We start from the raw sequence: 16,841 nt of genomic DNA on the forward strand, positions 1-16,841 counted from the left end.
TCGCAAGTGGGCTGGAAGGGGCGTAGGGCGATGTCGGTTGCCGAATCCGGTGGGGCACAGGTCAAGTCCGCCGTACGGACGGTGGAGCTGCTCGAATACTTCGCGGGGCGGCCCGGCATGCACTCGCTGGCCGCGGTCCAGGAGGCCGTCGGCTATCCCAAGTCCAGCCTCTACATGCTGCTGCGCACACTGGTGGAGCTGGGCTGGGTGGAGACCGACGCTACGGGCACGCGGTACGGGATCGGCGTACGGGCCCTGCTGGTCGGCACCTCGTACATCGACGGCGACGAGGTCGTCGCGGCCGCCCGGCCGACCCTGGACCGGCTCTCCGACGACACGACGGAGACCATCCACCTGGCGCGTCTCGACGGAACGAACGTGGTGTACCTCGCCACCCGGCAGTCCCAGCACTATCTGCGCCCCTTCACCCGCGTCGGCCGCCGGCTGCCCGCCCACTCCACCTCGCTCGGCAAGGCGCTGCTGGCCACCCACAGCGACGAGCAGGTCCGTAAGCTGCTCCCCGAGACGCTGCCCGCGCTGACCGAGCACACCATCACCGACCGCGAGAAGCTCATCGAGGAACTGCACCTCATCCGCGAACAGGGGTACGCGGTGGACCGCGAGGAGAACACCCTCGGACTGCGCTGCTTCGGCGTCGCCGTCCCGTACCGCACCCCCGCCCGCGACGCCATCAGCTGCTCGGTGCCGGTCGCCCGGCTCACGCCCGCGCACGAACAGATGGTGAAGGACGCGCTGTTCGACGCCCGGGACCGGCTGACGCTCGCCACCCGGAGGCTCTGAAGCATGGGGATCACCCTGCGCGAGGTCCTGGAGGGCGATCTGCCGCTGTTCTTCGCCTTCATGTCCGACCCGGAAGCGGTCAGGACGGCCGCCTTCACCAGCGAGGACCCCACCGACCGGCGGGCGTTCGACGCCCACTGGCGGTACATCCTGGCCAATGACTCCGTCGTGATGCGCACGGTGGTCGCGGACGGCACGGTGGTCGGCAACGCCGGGGTGTACGGACCCCTGGGCGACCGCCAGGTCACCTACTGGATCGACCGGGCGCGGTGGGGCCGGGGGCTCGCGACGGCCGCGCTGTCGGCGCTGCTCGACGCCGTGCCCGAACGCCCTCTGCACGCCCGGGCCGCGGCCGACAACGCCGGCTCGCGCCGGGTCCTGGAGAAGTGCGGGTTCACCGTCACCGGCACGGACCACGGGTACGCGCACGCCCGCGGCGAGGAGACCGACGAGCTGCTGTTCACGCTGCCGGAGTGAGCGGACGGCGGCCCTCCGCCGCCGTGCCCGAGCGCCCCCGGCCCGTATGAGAAACCGGTGAGAATCACCGCATTCGGGAACGGCACGCTTTGCCCCGCTCGTCCCTCGGGCGGGATGAACAGAACGATCAGGCGCGCTTCGGTCTTCTGCCTGCTGCTGGTTCTCGCCCTGCTGGGGCGGGCGACCTGGGTGCAGGCGTACCAGGCAAAGGCGCTCGCAGACGACGAACACAACCGGCGGAACACCATCGCGCAGTACGCGCAGCCGCTCGGCGACATCATCGTGGCCGGGAACCCGGTCACCGGATCGAAGAGGACGGTGGGCAGCGACCTCGATTACCGGCGCACGTACACACAGGGCGAGCTCTACGCGGCCGTCACCGGCTACAGCTCGCAGGCGTACGGCGCCACACAGCTCGAAGGGATCTACAGCCGGGTGCTGGACGGCACCGACGACCGGCTGAAGAACCCGATGGACGCGCTGACGCGCAAGCAGGCGGCCCCGGGCAACGTCCTGACGACGATCGACCCGGATGTGCAGAAGGCCGCGTACGAGGCGCTCGGCGACGACAAGGGGGCGGCGGTCGCGATCGACCCGAAGACCGGCCGGATCCTGGGCATGGTCTCCACTCCCTCGTACGACCCCTCGACGATCAGCGGGACGACGGACGGCGAAGCCTGGCAGAAACTGCTCGACGACGAGGACAAGCCGATGGTCAACCGCGCGCTGCGGCAGCCGCTGGCGCCCGGTTCCACGTTCAAGCTGGTGGTGGCGGCAGCCGCGCTGGAGGACGGGCTGTACGGCTCGGTCGACGAGCGCACCGCCAGCCCCAATCCGTACACGCTGCCCGGCACCAGCACCGTCCTGAGCAACGAGAACCCCTCGGCGCCCTGCGAGAACGCCACGCTGCGCACCGCGCTCCAGTACTCCTGCAACAACGTCTTCGCGAAGGCCGCCGTCGACCTCGGCCAGGACAAGGTCAGGGCGATGGCGGAGAAGTTCGGCTTCAACACCGACAAGCTCGACGTGCCGGTGCGGGCCTCCAAGAGCGTCTACCCGTCGGGCATGGACCGCCCGCAGACGGCGCTCACCGGCATCGGCCAGTTCGAGGTCACCGCGACGCCGTTGCAGATGGCCATGGTCTCCGCCGCCCTCGCCAACGGCGGCGAACTCGCCGCGCCGCACATGGTGTCCGCCGTGACCGACTCCAAGGGCAGCTCGCTCCAGGAGTTCGCGGACGGGGACACCGAGCGGGTCGTCTCCGAGTCCACCGCCGCGCAGCTGCGCAGCGCCATGGTGACGGTCGTCGAGGAGGGCACCGGCACCAACGCCCGGATCGCCGGGGCCGAGGTGGGCGGAAAGACGGGTACCGCGCAGAACGGCGTCGGCAACAGCAAGACCCCGTACGCCTGGTTCACCTCGTACGCGAAGGACGCGTCCAGCGGCAAGGAGGTCGCGGTCGCCGTGGTCGTCGAGGACTCGGGCGCGGCGCGCTCGGAGGTCAGCGGCAACGGTCTGGCGGCGCCGATCGCCCAGAAGATGATGAAGGCGGCACTGACGGACTGAAAGGGACGGCGGGAGCCGTACGCCGGATCCGGCGCGGGCGCGTGACCTCGGGCACGCACCCGCGCCGGACGCGTTTCGCGGGCGTCCGGCATGTGCCCTATCCCCGGGCGGGGCCGGTTCCTCGCGCCGGGTGCGGAGTAGGTCATCCTCCCGATGCCTCCGGGGCACCTCGGTCGGCAGCCTGGTCCCCATGGCGAAGGCGCCGGCAGGAAGGGTGCGGTGGGTTCGGTGGGTTCGGTGACGGGGTCGGGGACGGTACGGGTGCTGAAGGACCGTACGGCCGGGCTGTTTCTGACGGCGGTGGTCGTCTCGGGTTTCGGGACCTCCGCGATGTGGCTCGCGGCGGGGGTCTGGGTCAAGTCCCTCACCGGGTCGGACAGTCTGGCGGCGCTCGCGGTGTTCGCCATGTGGCTGCCGGTGCTGGTGGGGCCGGCGCTCGGGACGATCGCCGACCGGATCCCGGGAAAGCCGCTCCTGGTCGGGTCGAACCTCGTCATGGCGGGGCTGCTCACCTCGCTGACCCTGGTCGATTCGGCGGGCCGGATCTGGATCCTCTTCGTCGTGCTCGTCCTGTACGGCACGAGTTCCGTGCTGGTGGACGCGGCCGAGTCGACGCTGGTCGCCGGGGCCGTCGACGCCCCGCTGCTGGGCGACTTCAACGGGCTGCGGATGACGGCGGGCGAGGGCATGAAGCTGCTGGCGCCGCTGGCCGGTGCCGGGCTGTACGCGCGTTTCGGGGGCGGGGCGGTGGCGCTGCTGGACGCGGTGTCTTTCGCGCTGGCGGCCGGGGTCTGCGCACTGCTGCCGGCCGGGGAGCCGGGCCGGGCCGCCCGTGCCGGCCGACGGGGCGAACTCACGGCGGGTATCCGCCAGGTGCGGGATTCCGCGGCGCTGCGGCCGCTGGTGCTGGCGGGCTCGATGACGATGCTGTGCGCGGGGCTCAACGGGGCCGCGGTCTACGCGGTCGTCGACGACGGTCTGGGGCACTCCCCCACGTACGCGGGTGTGCTGTACGCGGTGCAGGGCGCCGGGTCCGTGGTGATCGGGCTGCTGGCCGGCCCGCTGCTGCGGCGGCTCGGGGAGCGGGTGTTCACGGCGGCCGGGATCGCGCTGTTCGCGGTGGCGGTGGGGGCGCGGGCGCTGCCGTACGACGCGGTGGCGCTGGCGGCGAGCGCGGCCATCGGGATCGGGCTGCCGTGTGTGCTGATCGCCGCGATGACGGCGGTGCAGCGGGAGACCCCGGAGGCCGTACTGGGCCGCACCGCCGCGACCGCCAACACGCTGATGATGGTCCCGAACGCGGTGGCGCTGGCACTCGGCGCCGGTCTGATCGCGCTGGTGGACATCCGGGTGCTGCTGCCGCTGGTCGGCGCGGCGGGGCTGCTGACCGCGGCCCTGTTGGTGACGGGCCGGCGGGGGAGGCTGACGGACGCCCCCGCCGGCCCGGCTCCTTCATCGGCGGAGGCGTGAGAGCGCTCCGGCGACGGCCTGGAGGTCCGGATCGGAGGCCAGCCCGGCGTGGTACAGCCGCAGTTGGTCCGCGCCGAGCGACGCGGCGTGCGCGGCGTCCCGCTCCAGCGTGGCGGGGCTGCCGCCCATCCCCGTGACCACGGAGAAGTTGGCCGCGAGCACCCCGTCGTGCCCGGCGAACGGGGCGAGTACGGCCTCGCGCGCCGCGTCGTCGCCGGTGCAGGGCAGCACCACGCCGTCCGCCACGGACAGGATGTGCTCCGGGTCGACCCCGACGTTCGCACCGGTGCGGTGGGGGGCGGGGTCGGCGTGCAGCAGCACCTGGAACCCCGGCTCCGTCGCCGCCCGCACGGCGGCGACCGCCGACTCCTGGAGCGTACGGGCGGCCTCGCCGCGCCACTGGAGGGTCGCGTCGGCGAGGTCGGCGCCGAGGAGCTTCCCGATGCCCGCCCGGCCCGCCTCCGGGGAGCCGGAACCGGCCCAGACCGGCTCCAGCGCGGTGCGTACGGCCGCCGCCAGCCCGTCGGCGTCCAGGCCGTGTCCGGCGTAGCCGGTCCGGCAGTCGGGGCAGAAGCAGAGCGACATCAGATACTGCGCCGCATCCCCGAGACCGACGCCCGCGATCTTGTCGTGGGCGTGCAGATGCGCGAAGCCGTACCAGCCGCAGGACTCCAGCTCCGTGCCGCGCGCGCCGCCTCGTGCCGCCGCCTCCGCCGCCAGTGCGACCAGGTATGCGCGGACCGCGGGCCGGGCGATGCACGGTGCCCAGGGGTAGCGGTCGCCGTACGCGTTGACGACGGAGGTGTCCGGGTGCTCGGCGCCCAGCCGGGAGTTGTGGGCCAGGACCACCCAGGTGTGCACCTCCAGGCCGGCGGCGGTGAGGGCCTCGGCCGCCTCGGCGAACGGATCGCCCGAGGCCACCCAGGACTGCTCGTAGGGGCGGAGCGGTCGTCCCGCCCACCGGGCGGCGTCCGGCGGGTAGAGCACCGCGGCGTGCTCTGCGGTGACGATGCGGCGGCCGGGGTGACGCGGGGTCAGCGCCCGGGTGGAGTGGTAGGCGGCGGCCAGCGTCACCTGCTCGACGCCCAGGTCCGCGACGCGGGCTGCCGCGTCCGGGTCGCCGACGACGTCCCAGGGGTAGAGGAAGGCCGAGGTCTTCACCCGCGCCGCTCCCGCCCGTACTTCTCCAGCAGGGCCCGGCCGCGCGCGATGATCGCGGTGAGCTCCTCGACGTGGGCGGCGGACGGCTCGGTGAGCGGGGTGCGGACCTCGCCCACGTCCAGGCCGCCCAGCCGGACCCCGGCCTTGACGAGCGAGACGGCGTAGCCGCGGCCCTTGGCGCGCAGCTCCACGAGCGGCCGGTAGAAGTGGTCGAGCAGGGCCCCGGTCAGTTCGTCGTCGCCGGAGTCCGCCGCCCGGTAGAAGGCGAGCGCGATGTCGGGCGCGAAGGCGAAGACGGCGGAGGAGTAGAGCGTGACGCCGATGCCCCGGTAGGCGGGGCCGGTGAGTTCGGCGGTGGGCAGTCCGTTGAAGTACAGGAAGTCCCGGCCCGGCAGCTCCGTGCGGACGGCGCTGACGATGCGCTGCATCAGGTCGAGGTCGCCGTAGCCGTCCTTGAGGCCGATGACGCCGGGCGTCCCGGCCAGCGCGACGACGGTCGCGGGGGTGAAGACGGCGTTGTCGCGCTGGTAGACGATCGTCTCCAGGGAAGTGGCCGCGGCGAGCGCGGTGTAGTGGCCCAGCAGCCCCTCCTGGTCGGCGACGACGAGGTACGGGGGCATGGCGAGGAGCCCGTCCGCGCCCGCTTCCTCGGCGAGCTCCGCGTACTGGATCGCGAGCGCCGTGCCGTATCCGGCCCCCGCGACGACGGGCACCTCGCCGGCGGTCTCCTCGACGGCCGCGGCGACGAGGCGGCGGAACTCCTGCGGCGTGAGCGCGTGGAACTCACCGGTGCCGCAGCAGGCGAAGACCGCCGCCGCACCGGCGTCGACACCGGCCCGCACATGCGCGCGGAAGGCATCGAGGTCGATGTCGCCGTCCGGTCCGTACGCGGTGACGGGGAAGAAGAGCGGCCCGGCGACACGGCCGAGTCGGGCGGCAAGAGGGGCTGAGGTCACTGGCGCTCCCTGAGCGGGTTCAGGCGTGCACAATTCTGATCGGTGTCCATATTCATGAACAGCTTCACGCTAAGGCAGCCGTCGGGCGCAGGTCAAGGAGGGGGAGCGGGCGAAGGAATCCGGCGATCGACCCCGGAGGCGGAGTCGGCGGCTCCGGGCCCGCGGGGGCCGACCCTCGCCGCCACACTTGACTCCGAAAGCCAGGACTTCTTAGCTTGTCCATGCATATGAATGTCGTCCATGGATTTGATGTCCCGAGGAGATTCGCGTATGCCCGCTCCCCGCACCGTCCTGCTCACCGGCGCCGCCGGCGGCCTCGGCACCCTGATGCGCGGCCTGCTGCCCGCGTACGGCTACGAACTCCGCCTCTTCGACGCCGTCCCCGTCGAGGGCGAGCCGGACGCGATCACCGCCGACCTCGGCGACCGGGAGGCACTGCGTGAGGCCGTAGGGGGTGTCGACGCGATCGTCCACCTCGCGGGCATCTCCCTGGAATCCACTTTCGACAAGATCCTCAAGGCGAACATCGAGGGCACGTACAACCTCTACGAGGCCGCGCGCGAGGAGAACGTACGGCGCATCGTGTTCGCCTCCTCCAACCATGTCGTCGGCCACACCCCCCGCCCGCTGCCCGGCGACCCGCTGATCCCCGTCGACGCCCCGCGCCGCCCCGACACCTTCTACGGCCTGTCCAAGTCCTTCGGCGAGGACCTCGCACAGCTGTACTGGGACCGGCACGGCATGGAGACCGTCTCGGTGCGGATCGGCTCCTGCTTCCCCGAGCCGACCTCGGTACGGATGCTCTCGGTCTGGATGAGCCCCGAGGACGGCGCCCGGCTCTTCCACGCCGCACTCACCGCCGAGGACGTGCGGCACACCGTCGTCCACGGTTCGTCCGACAACACCCGCCTGTGGTGGGACCTGACGACGGCCCGCGCGCTGGGGTACGAACCGAAGGACGACTCGGAGCCCTACGCGGCCCGGCTCATCGCCGAACAGGGCGAACTGGACCCGGACAACCCCGACCACGCCCACCTCGGCGGTCACTTCTGCACCAACCCGCCGATCTGGCCGCGCTGACGACGGCCCGGGCCGCAGGAAATCCCCGCGACCGGGCGCGCGTGCGCCGGGCAGTATGCGGAGCCATGCCGAGACCTTCCGGATTCCTGTACGACCAGCGCGGCGACGCGAGCGTCACCATCACCCACCGCGGCCGCCCCGCGGGCACACTGCGCGGCGGCCGGGCGGAGAAGTTCCTGGCGGAGGTGGAGTCGGGGGACGCGCAACTGGTGATGGCCCGCTGGACGGGGGCGTACAAGCACGGCAACGAGCGCACCGCCCGCAACCACCCGCGCAACCGCTGACGGAGCGTGCGGACGTATGTCCGCGAAGGCCTCGAAGGTCGCGAAGGTCCTCGAAGGTCCTCGAAGGTCCTCGAAGGTAAGGGAACGGCAAAGCGGGGTCGTTCGTTACCCCGAGCATGACCGCTATGACCCCCGGCTCGAACATCCCTCTCTCCGCGGCCCGCGTGGCCGTGGACGTCTCCGCACCGGTGCGGCTCGACGTTTCGGGCCTGCTGCTCACCGCCGACGGCAAGGTGCGCTCCGACGACGACTTCATCTTCTACAACCAGCCCAACGGCCCCGGCGTGACCTACCGCTCCGGCGGCGGCACCGCGCCGGACGCGATCCTGGTGGACACCACCGCGGTCCCGCCCGGCATCGAGAAGATCGTCGTCACGGCGAGCCCGGACGCGGCGGGCCAGACCTTCCAGGGCATCGAGCCCACCGCGACGGTGCGCAACGCCGACGACGGCAGCGTGCTCGCCACGTTCACCCCGCCCCGGCTGGGTACCGAGACGGCGCTCGTGGTCATCGAGGTCTATCTCCGCAACGGCGCCTGGAAGGCCCGCGCGGTCGGTCAGGGCTATGCGAACGGACTGGCCGGCATCGCCACGGACTTCGGCGTCTCGGTCGAGGAGGAGCCCGCCGCCGCGCCCGCCCCCGCGCCCGTGGCGCCCCCGATGCCCGCCGCGGCCCCGGTGGACCCCCGGATCGCCGCGCCCCCGGCTCCCGCCGCCCCGCCGGCTCCGCCCGCCGCTCCGCCCGCCGGCGGCAAGATCAACCTCGACAAGGGCCGGGTCAGCCTCCAGAAGAACCAGACGGTCTCCCTGGTCAAGGGCGGCCGACCGCTGCTCTCCCAGGTCAAGATGGGCCTTGGCTGGGAGCCCGCGTTCCGGGGCAAGGACATCGACCTCGATGCCTCCGTGATCGCCTACGGCCCCAATCGCAACCACCTGGACAGCTGTTACTTCGGCAAGCTCTCCATCCTGAACGGCGCGATCAAGCACTCCGGCGACAACCTCACGGGCGAGGGCGCGGGTGACGACGAGGTGATCGTCGTGGACCTGGGCCGGATCCCGGCGGAGGCGACCGGGCTGGTCTTCACGGTCAACTCGTTCACCGGCCAGAAGTTCACCGAGGTCGCCAAGGCCTACTGCCGGCTGGTCGACGCGACCACCGGCGAGGAGCTGGTCCGCTTCGACCTGACCGGCGCCGAGCCGCAGACCGGCGTGATGATGGCCAAGCTGATCAAGCAGTTCTCCGGCGAGTGGGAGATGACGGCCATGGGCGACTTCGTGAAGTCGCGCACCGTCCGCGGCATGGTGAAGCCCGCCGCCCAGGCGCTGTGAGGGAGGGCCACCGATACGGTTTCAGGGGCTGCCCGCGAGTACGGGCAGCCCCTGGAGTCGGAGAGCGGGACGGGGACGCGGACGCCGCGCGTGCTCGCCGCCTCCCTCAGAGCTTGGTCAGCTTGGAGTACGGGCTCAGGATCCTCCCCTGCCGCCCCGAGAAGTCGATGAGCACCGCGTCGTTGTCGCCCTCGACGGCGAGGACGCGGCCGAGTCCGAACTGATCGTGCGACACCCGGTCGCCCACATCGAACAATTCGACCGGTGGGTCCGCCTGGGCCGGGCGGTTGAAGGGACTGGAGGGCAGATGGCGCCGGGAACCGGCTGACTGTTTCATTACCTTGAGTATGCGCCCTGGGAACGCCCGACGCCATGCCCGTTCACCGCAGGGGTCCCACTGATACCGGATTCGTGATCAGCGGATCCAGGGCCAGTCCGCGTCCCGGCCCGCTTCCAGCAGCGGCACCATGCGGAACGCGGCGTCCGAAAGACCCCCGAAGGTGTGGCGCGTCCCGTCGCCCGAGGGGGCGTGTCCGACCCGGTACCCGGCCAGGTTCCAGGTGTAGACGGGCACGGTGGCCGGCACCGCCTCGGTGACGTCCGCGGCGTACGAGAACGACGCCTGCTCGTCGGTGACGATCAGCACCCGGTCATGGCCCCGGTAGTGCCGGCTCACCGCCTCCGCGGTCTCGGTGCCGCCGAGGTTGCCGAAGCGCTCCAGGACCTTCAGCACGGACTCACTCCGGCGATATGTCACCGGTGCACTGTTCATACCGAACTGCACCAGGTCGGCATCGGCCGCCCGCAGTGCCAGCGCCGTGCCGAAGATCGCGGCCGCGTCGGCCCGGTTGAGCTGGGAGCGGTCCGAGAGCGGCGACCACATCGAGCCCGAGCGGTCGACCAGGACCAGTGTCCGGCCCGGCAGGGCGGGCACGTTGTCCAGCGAGTGGCCGAGCGCCTGCTCCAGCGGATGGGCCCAGCGCAGCGAGGGCGCGTGCTGGTAGGCGGCGAGGTAGCGGAACGGGAACTGCCGGGACGCGGCGACCGCTGCCGGGTCGCGGATCCGTTCCGCCACCCGCGCGGCCACCTCGTCCGAGACGCCCGCCTCGTCGAAGTTGCGCAGATTGCGGATGAGCGCCATCGCGCCCATCGACGGGATCACCGCTTCCCAGGCCGTGGCGTCCATCGGGCCCTGCAGCCAGCCCGCCAGGGCCTCCCAGGTCATGCCGGCGGCGGCCAGCCGGTCCGCCCCGTCGGCGCCCTCGATCACGGCCCGCCGTTCCCCGGTGGGCAGCTCCATCAGCGCGCGGTGGGCGTTCAGCACCCGGTCCGCGACCGGCACCACGGCCGCCTCGGGGTGGTGGCGGCGGTCGAGGGCGTACCGGAACAGCTCGCCCTGCCACGGCTTCTGCGGGTCGGGCGAGGCGTGCACCAGGTTCAGGATGTCGCCGAAGCGGTAGCCCTTGGACGCGGTGTCGTACTTCAGCAGCGACCTGCCGTTGTAGAGCCGGCGCACGGCATCGGCGATGCCGCGCTTGACCGGCTTGGGCACGGCCCGGCCGTAGCGGGAGGTCCAGTACCCGAGGAGTTCCCCGGGTTCGTCGGCGCGCAGCAGGACGGAGTCGACGACCTGGCGGTTGGACGGTCCGTCCTCGGCGCCCGCGTCCAGCCGCGCCTTCACGTACTCGGCGGCGCCGACGATCGAGGCGGTACGCATCCGGCCGTCCCGGCGCAGCCAGTGCAGCAGGCCCGCGGTCCATTCGGGGTCACCGACGGCGAGCACCCGCACCAGCTCGGCGAAGCGCTCGTCGCGCTGCTCGCCGTCCTCGTAGAAGGTCTGCTGGGAAACGAAATCGGCGACCGCGAGCAGGAAGAGCTCGGAGCGGTTGTCGCGCAGATGTCCCCGGCCGCCCTGATGGGTCGGCGCGGTGCGCCCGGTCGTCCTCACCGGCGAGGTGGCACGGGGCCTGGTGGTGCGGGTGTTGAAGCGTGCCATGTGAATCCCCCCGAATTCATTGGGGGAAGGCACAGCGGAAAGGGGTGCCCGAGATCAGGAGTCGGCGACGGGCTCACTGATGCTCTATCCGATTGAGCTACCGGCCGTGGCCGGACGGGACTCGAACCCGCAACCGTCAGTCCAATGGAAGTAGCCGTCGCCTGCGCACCGGGCACCCCCGGCGTCTGTGCCTCCCGAGATCAGAGTCGGCGGCGGCGGTTTCGTGAGAGGAAGTAGCCGCAGCCCGCGCACCGGGAGGTGCGATGCAGTCGTGCTGATGAAGTTGTGGCGCCCAGAGATCAGGGTCGGCGGAACCGACGAAGGTGCTCTGCCGACTGAGCTACACCGGAACGGGATCCGGTGGCGGGACTCGAACCCGCGACATCCCCATTATCAGTGGAAGTAGGTCCTGCCTGCGCACCTGGGCACGGACAGGACTCTAGGGGGATGCCCGGCCGGCGCGCGAGGGAATTACGCGCGCCGGCCGGGAGAGCACCGGCCGGAGGAACACCCGTGGCAGGACGCCGGCCGGCAGACCGTCAGTGGCGGTTCGGCTGGCGCTTCCACGGACCGGTGATGGCGAGCATGATGCCCGGCGTCTGGATGTTGGCGTACAGCGTCCGGCCGTCGGGCGAGAACGTGACTCCGGTGAACTCGCTGTACTCCGGCTCCTCCTCGCTGCCGATGTTCAGCTCGTTGCGCGCGATGGGGTAGGTGCGGCCGCTCTCGGTCGCCCCGAAGAGGTGCTGGACGCCCTCGCCGTCCTCGGCGATGACCAGTCCGCCGTACGGCGAGACGGTGATGTTGTCCGGGCCGTCGAAGGCGCCGTCCTTCGACGGGTCGGCGTTCACCCCGAGGAGCACCTTCAGGGTCAGCGTGCGGCGCTTCGGGTCGTAGAACCAGACCTGGCCGTCGTGCTGGACCGGGCTCTCGGAACGGGCGAACGAGGAGACGATGTACACGCCGCCGTCGCCCCACCACATGCCTTCGAGCTTGCGGGCGCGGGTGACCTCGCCGTCGGCGAACTGCTTGCGCACCGAGACCGTCCTGGCGTCACGGTCGGGCACGTCGACCCAGTCCACGCCGTACACCGTTCCGGTCTTCGTGGCACGGGACAGGTCGTCGACGAACTTGCCGTTGCTGTCGAAGCACTTGGTGGCCTGGAGGACACCGGCGTCGTCGGCGAGCGTGCGCAGCTTGCCGCGGCCGTGCCGGAAGCCGTGCGGCGGGACCCAGCGGTAGAGCAGCCCGTTGGGGCCGGAGGCGTCCTCGGTCAGGTAGGCGTGGCCCTGCTTGGGGTCGATGACGACGGCCTCGTGGGCGTACCGGCCGAACGCCTTGACCGGGCGCGGGTCACGGTTGGCGTGCCGGTCGTACGGGTCGACCTCGAAGACGTAGCCGTGGTCCTTGAGCAGGCCGTTCTTGCCGGCCTTGTCCTCGGTCTCCTCGCAGGTGAGCCAGGTGCCCCACGGGGTGGCGCCACCGGCGCAGTTGGTGGACGTGCCGGCGATGCCGACCCACTCGGCGGTACGGCCGTCGCGGCGGGTCTCCACGACGGTGCAGCCGCCGGCCGCGACCGGGTCGTAGACGAGACCCTCGGTGAGCGGCACCGGGTGCTCCCAGCCGGACCGGACGCCGCTGAGCTCGTGGTTGTTGACGAGCAGGGTGACGCCGCGCGGGCCCTCGAAGGTGGCCGTGCCGTCGTGGTTGGAGGGGGTGAACTCGCCGGACTCCAGCTTGGTGACACCGCTGTGGGTGATGACCTTGTACGAGAAGCCTGCGGGGAGCGCGAGCAGGCCCTCGGGGTCGGCGATCAGCGGCCCGTAGCCGGGCTCGTGGCCGTGCCCGTGGCCGTGGTCGTGGTCGTCGTGGCCGTGGCCGTGGCCGTGCTTCGGGTCCCCGGCGGCCAGGGCGCCCGGTGCGGTGGCCAGCGCCGCGACGGTACCGGTCAGCGCGATGCCGGCACCGGTGAGGGCGGACTGCTTGGTGAATTCCCTGCGCGTGAAGGGCATCACGTACTCCTGGGGCAACTGGGCGGGTTGTTGGCGCGCCCACAGTCGCGCCCCTGCGCCAACACCAGTTGAACTGCGGGCGACGCCGAGGGGCATCCTTCCTGTGCACTTGGCCGGAACGCATGCCCTGAACTCGCCGTTCGCCACGGGCCACCCCGCCCGCGCCGCCCGCTTCACCCCGGACGGTGAGTCAGGCTCCCTTGCGCGACCGGGCCTTGAAGGCCGCCTTGCGGGCCTCCTTGGCCTTCTTCTTGTCGCTGTGCAGCCGCCCCATCGCTTCGAGGACGTCCGCGGTCGCCGGGTGCTCCACCCGCCAGGCCTCGTCGAAGAAGCCGCTGTGCTGGCCCGCCAGTCCCTCGACCAGGCCCTGGAGCTCCTCCAGGTCTCCGTCGGCCTCCAGCTGCGCCGCGATCGTGTCGACGGCGAGCCAGAAGATCATCGACTCCGGCGGGGCGGGCACGCCGGCCGCGCCCAGCTCCGCGAGCCAGACCCGGGCCAGACCGCCGAGCTCGGGGTCGTCCAGCACCGCGCGCACCGCGGGCTCCGCCTCCGCGCCGACCAGGGCGAGGGCCTGCTGGCAGTGGAGCCTGCGCAGCGGGGCCTGGCGGTCCGTCCCGCGCGCCGCGGCCAGGAGTTCGCCCGCCGCACCGTCCGCGCCACCGCGCCGGGCGAGCCACAGCTCGACCTCGCTGCGGGCCGCCGCCTCGGGGTAGTACGCGACGCCACCGAGCAGCGCGTCGGCGCCCTTGTCGGCGAGGTCGCCGATGGCCGGGGCGTCCACCCCGGCCTCCAGCATCCGGGTCCGCAGCCCGTACAGGCCGAGCGGGGTGAGCTTCACCATTCCGTACCGGGTGACGTCCTCGTCGTCGGCAGGCGGGGCGGCGTCCTCGCCCTCCTCGAACAGCAACGCCTCGTCCACCGGGCGGTATTCGACGATCCCGATGGGTTCGAGGACCCGGAACTGGTCGTCGAGGCGCATCATCGCCTCGGACACCTGCTCGAGGATGTCGTCGGTGGGCTCTCCCATGTCGTCGGGAACGATCACCGACGCGGCGAGTGCGGGCAGCGGAACGGGGACGGGGTCCGTGCCGCCCTGGCCGTCGCCGACGGTGAGCAGATACAGGTTGCCGAGGACCCCGTCGAGGAACTCCGCCTCGGCCTCCGGATCCCAGTCCAGGGATTCGAAATCGATCGAGCCGTCCTCGCCGACGAGATCGGCGAGGTCGTCGAAGACCGGCGCGGTGGCGTCGGCGTGGACGGCCTCCAGACCGTCGAGCCAGATCGACAGGACGTCCGCCGGTGAACCGCCGGTGACCAGCGCCAGATTCTCACCGGCGGTCGCGGGCCCCTCGGCGTCCGGCCCGGCGGCCTCTTCGGGGTCCTCGACATCGACGAGCCCCGTGTCGACCGCGAGCCGCCACGCCTCGCTCGCCTCCGCCGCGCCGTCCTCGTCGGCCGTCAGGCCCAGGTGCTCGGCCGCCGCGGGCAGTTGCGCGTCGACGAGCTCGCCGCCGGCGCCGACCCGGGTCCCGGGGCCCGCCCAGCGGGCGAGCCGGACGGCGCGGGCGAGCAGCGGCGAGGCGAGCGCGTCCCGTGCCAGCTCGGCCTCGGTGCGCAGCCGTACGGGCGGCAGGGTGGGGGGCTCTGCGGACATCAGGTGGTTCTCCTCGGGGCGTACCGGGCGTACGGATCGGGCGGCCCAAGCGTAGACGCATTTCGACCCATGCCGCCCGGTTCATGCAACGGACAACGGCAGTCCACCCGGAAGACCTTGACAACGCCCTTGCGCACACAAGAGATTGACGCGCGTAGACCTCCACTCTGGCCCTCGATACCCCCGGAGCCCGTGATGCCCGCCGCATCGTCCAGAACGACCGCCGTCTCCGCCGTAGTCACCGCCGCGCTCGCCGCCGGACTGCTCACCGGCGCCGCCACCACCTCCGCGTCCGCATCCACCGCCTCCGGCCAGGCCGCGGACGGCCAGGTCCGGATCCATGACATCCAGGGCTCCACCCGGATATCCCCGCTCGTCGGCCGGCAGGTCGCAAAGGTGCCGGGCATCGTCACCGGAGTGCGGAGTTACGGTACGAAGGGATTCTGGTTCCAGGACCCGAACCCGGACGCCGACCCCGCCACCAGCGAGGGCGTCTTCGTCTACACCGGCTCCGCGCCCACCGTCGCGGTCGGTGACGCGGTCACCGTCTCCGGCACGGTCACCGAGTACGTCCCGGGCGGCCTCGACTCCGGCAACCAGTCGATGACCGAGATCAGCAAGCCCACCGTCGCGGTGGTGTCCTCCGGCAACGCCCTGCCCGAGCCGGTGCGGGTGACGAAGCGCTCCGTCCCGTCCCGGTACGCCCCGGAGGGCGACCGCGCGGCGGGCGGTTCCATCAACGCGCTGCCGCTGCGGCCGTCCCGCTACGCCCTCGACTACTACGAGTCGCTCGAAGGCATGAACATCGGCGTCGGCACCTCGCGGGTGGTCGGCGCCACCGACGCGCACGCCGAGCTGTGGGTGACGGTGAAGCCGCACGAGAACGACGCCCGCCGCGGCGGCACCGTCTACGGCTCGTACGACGCGCAGAACACCGGACGGCTGCAGATCCAGTCGCTGGTGCCGCTGGCCCAGCAGCCCTTCCCCAAGGCCGACGTGGGCGACGTGCTGACCGGCGCGACCGAGGGCCCACTCGACTTCAACCAGTACGGCGGCTACACGCTGACCGCCCGCACCATGGGCACGGTCACCGCCGAGGGCCTGCGGCGGGAGACCACCCGCAAGCAGCGCGGCGGCGAGCTGGCCGTGGCGACGTACAACGTCGAGAACCTCGACCCGACCGACCCGCAGGAGAAGTTCGACGCGCTCGCCGCCGCGGTCGTCGACAACCTCGCCTCGCCCGACATCGTGGCGCTGGAGGAGATCCAGGACAACAACGGGGCGAAGAGCGACGGCACGGTCGCCGCCGACCTGACGGTGAAGAAGTTCACCGACGCGATCGTGGCGGCGGGCGGCCCGGCGTACGAGTGGCGCTCCATCGACCCGGAGGACAAGAAGGACGGCGGCGAGCCCGGCGGCAACATCCGCCAGGTGTTCCTCTTCAACCCGGAGCGGGTCTCGTTCACCGACCGGGCCGGCGGCGACGCGACGACGGCGACCGGTGTCGTACGGGAGCGGGGCCACGCCGCCCTGACCTTCTCCCCCGGCCGGATCGACCCGACGAACGCGGCGTGGGAGAACAGCCGCAAGCCGCTCGTCGGGGAGTTCGCCTTCCGCGGCCGTACGGTCTTCGTCGTCGCCAACCACTTCGCGTCCAAGGGCGGCGACGAGTCCATCTTCTCGGAGCACCAGCCGCCGGCCCGTTCCTCGGAGGTCCAGCGGCACGCGCAGGGCCAGGCGGTCAACACCTTCGTCAAGAAGCTGCTGAGCGTCCAGAAGAACGCGGACGTGCTGGTCGTCGGCGACATCAACGACTTCGAGTTCTCCGGCACGGCCAAGGCCCTGACGGCCGGGGGCGCGCTCTACCCGGCGATCAAGTCCCTGCCGCGCTCGGAGCGTTACAGCTACGTCTACCAGGGCAACAGCCAGGTCCTCGACCAGATCCTGACCAGCCCGTCGATCGACGACTACCAGTACGACAGCGTCCACATCAACGCCGAGTTCGCCGACCAGAACAGCGACCACGACCCGCAGGTGCTCCGCTTCCGCCCGTAGC

14 protein-coding genes and 1 tRNA gene are annotated in these 16,841 nt (G+C 71.9%); 8 read left to right on the top strand and 7 right to left on the bottom strand.

Translation table 11 applies throughout. The features are described 5' to 3' along the window. Window positions 1-30 precede the first annotated feature (30 nt). From ACWCPY_RS06830 to ACWCPY_RS06845, 4 genes are all read left to right on the top strand, one after another. The gene (locus tag ACWCPY_RS06830; protein ID WP_072483027.1) at window positions 31-801 is read left to right on the top strand and encodes an IclR family transcriptional regulator; all 771 of its coding nucleotides are present in this window, start codon (window positions 31-33) and stop codon (window positions 799-801) included. 3 nt (window positions 802-804) lie between these two features. Beyond that, a complete protein-coding gene (locus ACWCPY_RS06835; protein ID WP_451263275.1) occupies window positions 805-1,278 on the top strand; it encodes a GNAT family N-acetyltransferase in 474 nt (157 codons plus the stop codon). A gap of 114 nt (window positions 1,279-1,392) precedes the next feature. Continuing rightward, complete coding sequence (locus ACWCPY_RS06840; protein ID WP_451263276.1) at window positions 1,393-2,844, top strand: peptidoglycan D,D-transpeptidase FtsI family protein; 1,452 nt, start codon at window positions 1,393-1,395, stop codon at window positions 2,842-2,844. A gap of 237 nt (window positions 2,845-3,081) precedes the next feature. Beyond that, window positions 3,082-4,314: an MFS transporter gene (locus ACWCPY_RS06845; RefSeq protein ID WP_451263277.1), complete on the top strand. Its 1,233-nt coding sequence runs from the start codon at window positions 3,082-3,084 to the stop codon at window positions 4,312-4,314. Here ACWCPY_RS06845 and ACWCPY_RS06850 read toward each other — a convergent pair. Beyond that, on the bottom strand, window positions 4,297-5,475 hold the full coding sequence (locus ACWCPY_RS06850) for a hypothetical protein (RefSeq protein WP_451263278.1): 1,179 nt from the start codon (window positions 5,473-5,475) through the stop codon (window positions 4,297-4,299). The two genes, ACWCPY_RS06845 and ACWCPY_RS06850, sit on opposite strands and share 18 nt — an antisense overlap. Continuing rightward, window positions 5,472-6,431, bottom strand: a complete 960-nt coding sequence (locus ACWCPY_RS06855; RefSeq protein WP_451263279.1) for a 5-dehydro-4-deoxyglucarate dehydratase — start codon at window positions 6,429-6,431, stop codon at window positions 5,472-5,474. Before ACWCPY_RS06855 ends, ACWCPY_RS06850 begins: the two co-directional genes overlap by 4 nt. 270 nt (window positions 6,432-6,701) lie before the next feature. Here ACWCPY_RS06855 and ACWCPY_RS06860 point away from each other — a divergent pair, with 270 nt between their 5' ends. From ACWCPY_RS06860 to ACWCPY_RS06870, 3 genes are all read left to right on the top strand, one after another. Beyond that, window positions 6,702-7,511 (top strand): NAD-dependent epimerase/dehydratase family protein, encoded by an 810-nt coding sequence (locus tag ACWCPY_RS06860; RefSeq protein ID WP_451263280.1) that lies wholly within the window; start codon window positions 6,702-6,704, stop codon window positions 7,509-7,511. Between the two features lie 65 nt (window positions 7,512-7,576). Further along, window positions 7,577-7,795, top strand: coding sequence for a hypothetical protein (locus ACWCPY_RS06865; protein ID WP_451263281.1), 219 nt, complete (start codon window positions 7,577-7,579; stop codon window positions 7,793-7,795). A gap of 116 nt (window positions 7,796-7,911) precedes the next feature. Next, a complete protein-coding gene (locus ACWCPY_RS06870; RefSeq protein ID WP_451263282.1) occupies window positions 7,912-9,123 on the top strand; it encodes a TerD family protein in 1,212 nt (403 codons plus the stop codon). Between the two features lie 106 nt (window positions 9,124-9,229). Here ACWCPY_RS06870 and ACWCPY_RS06875 read toward each other — a convergent pair whose 3' ends face one another. The 5 genes from ACWCPY_RS06875 to ACWCPY_RS06895 all read right to left on the bottom strand — a co-directional run bounded on the left by ACWCPY_RS06875 (window position 9,230) and on the right by ACWCPY_RS06895 (window position 14,785). Then, entirely contained in the window at window positions 9,230-9,460 is a 231-nt protein-coding gene (locus ACWCPY_RS06875) for a hypothetical protein (protein ID WP_072483039.1), read from the bottom strand. Between the two features lie 78 nt (window positions 9,461-9,538). Continuing rightward, window positions 9,539-11,119, bottom strand: a complete 1,581-nt coding sequence (locus ACWCPY_RS06880) for a TROVE domain-containing protein (RefSeq protein ID WP_451263283.1) — start codon at window positions 11,117-11,119, stop codon at window positions 9,539-9,541. A gap of 355 nt (window positions 11,120-11,474) precedes the next feature. Beyond that, window positions 11,475-11,544: transfer RNA gene (locus ACWCPY_RS06885), tRNA-Ile, on the bottom strand. Window positions 11,545-11,658: 114 nt separating this feature from the next. Then, window positions 11,659-13,131: an alkaline phosphatase PhoX gene (locus ACWCPY_RS06890; protein WP_451263284.1), complete on the bottom strand. Its 1,473-nt coding sequence runs from the start codon at window positions 13,129-13,131 to the stop codon at window positions 11,659-11,661. Between the two features lie 190 nt (window positions 13,132-13,321). Beyond that, window positions 13,322-14,785 carry a hypothetical protein gene (locus tag ACWCPY_RS06895; RefSeq protein ID WP_451263285.1) on the bottom strand — a complete coding sequence of 488 codons (1,464 nt, stop codon included), beginning with the start codon at window positions 14,783-14,785 and terminating at the stop codon, window positions 13,322-13,324. A gap of 195 nt (window positions 14,786-14,980) precedes the next feature. Here ACWCPY_RS06895 and ACWCPY_RS06900 point away from each other — a divergent pair, with 195 nt between their 5' ends. After that, complete coding sequence (locus tag ACWCPY_RS06900) at window positions 14,981-16,840, top strand: endonuclease/exonuclease/phosphatase family protein (protein ID WP_451263286.1); 1,860 nt, start codon at window positions 14,981-14,983, stop codon at window positions 16,838-16,840. The last annotated feature ends 1 nt before the right edge of the window (window position 16,841 follow it).

The organism is Streptomyces sp. NPDC002403, from assembly GCF_053593015.1.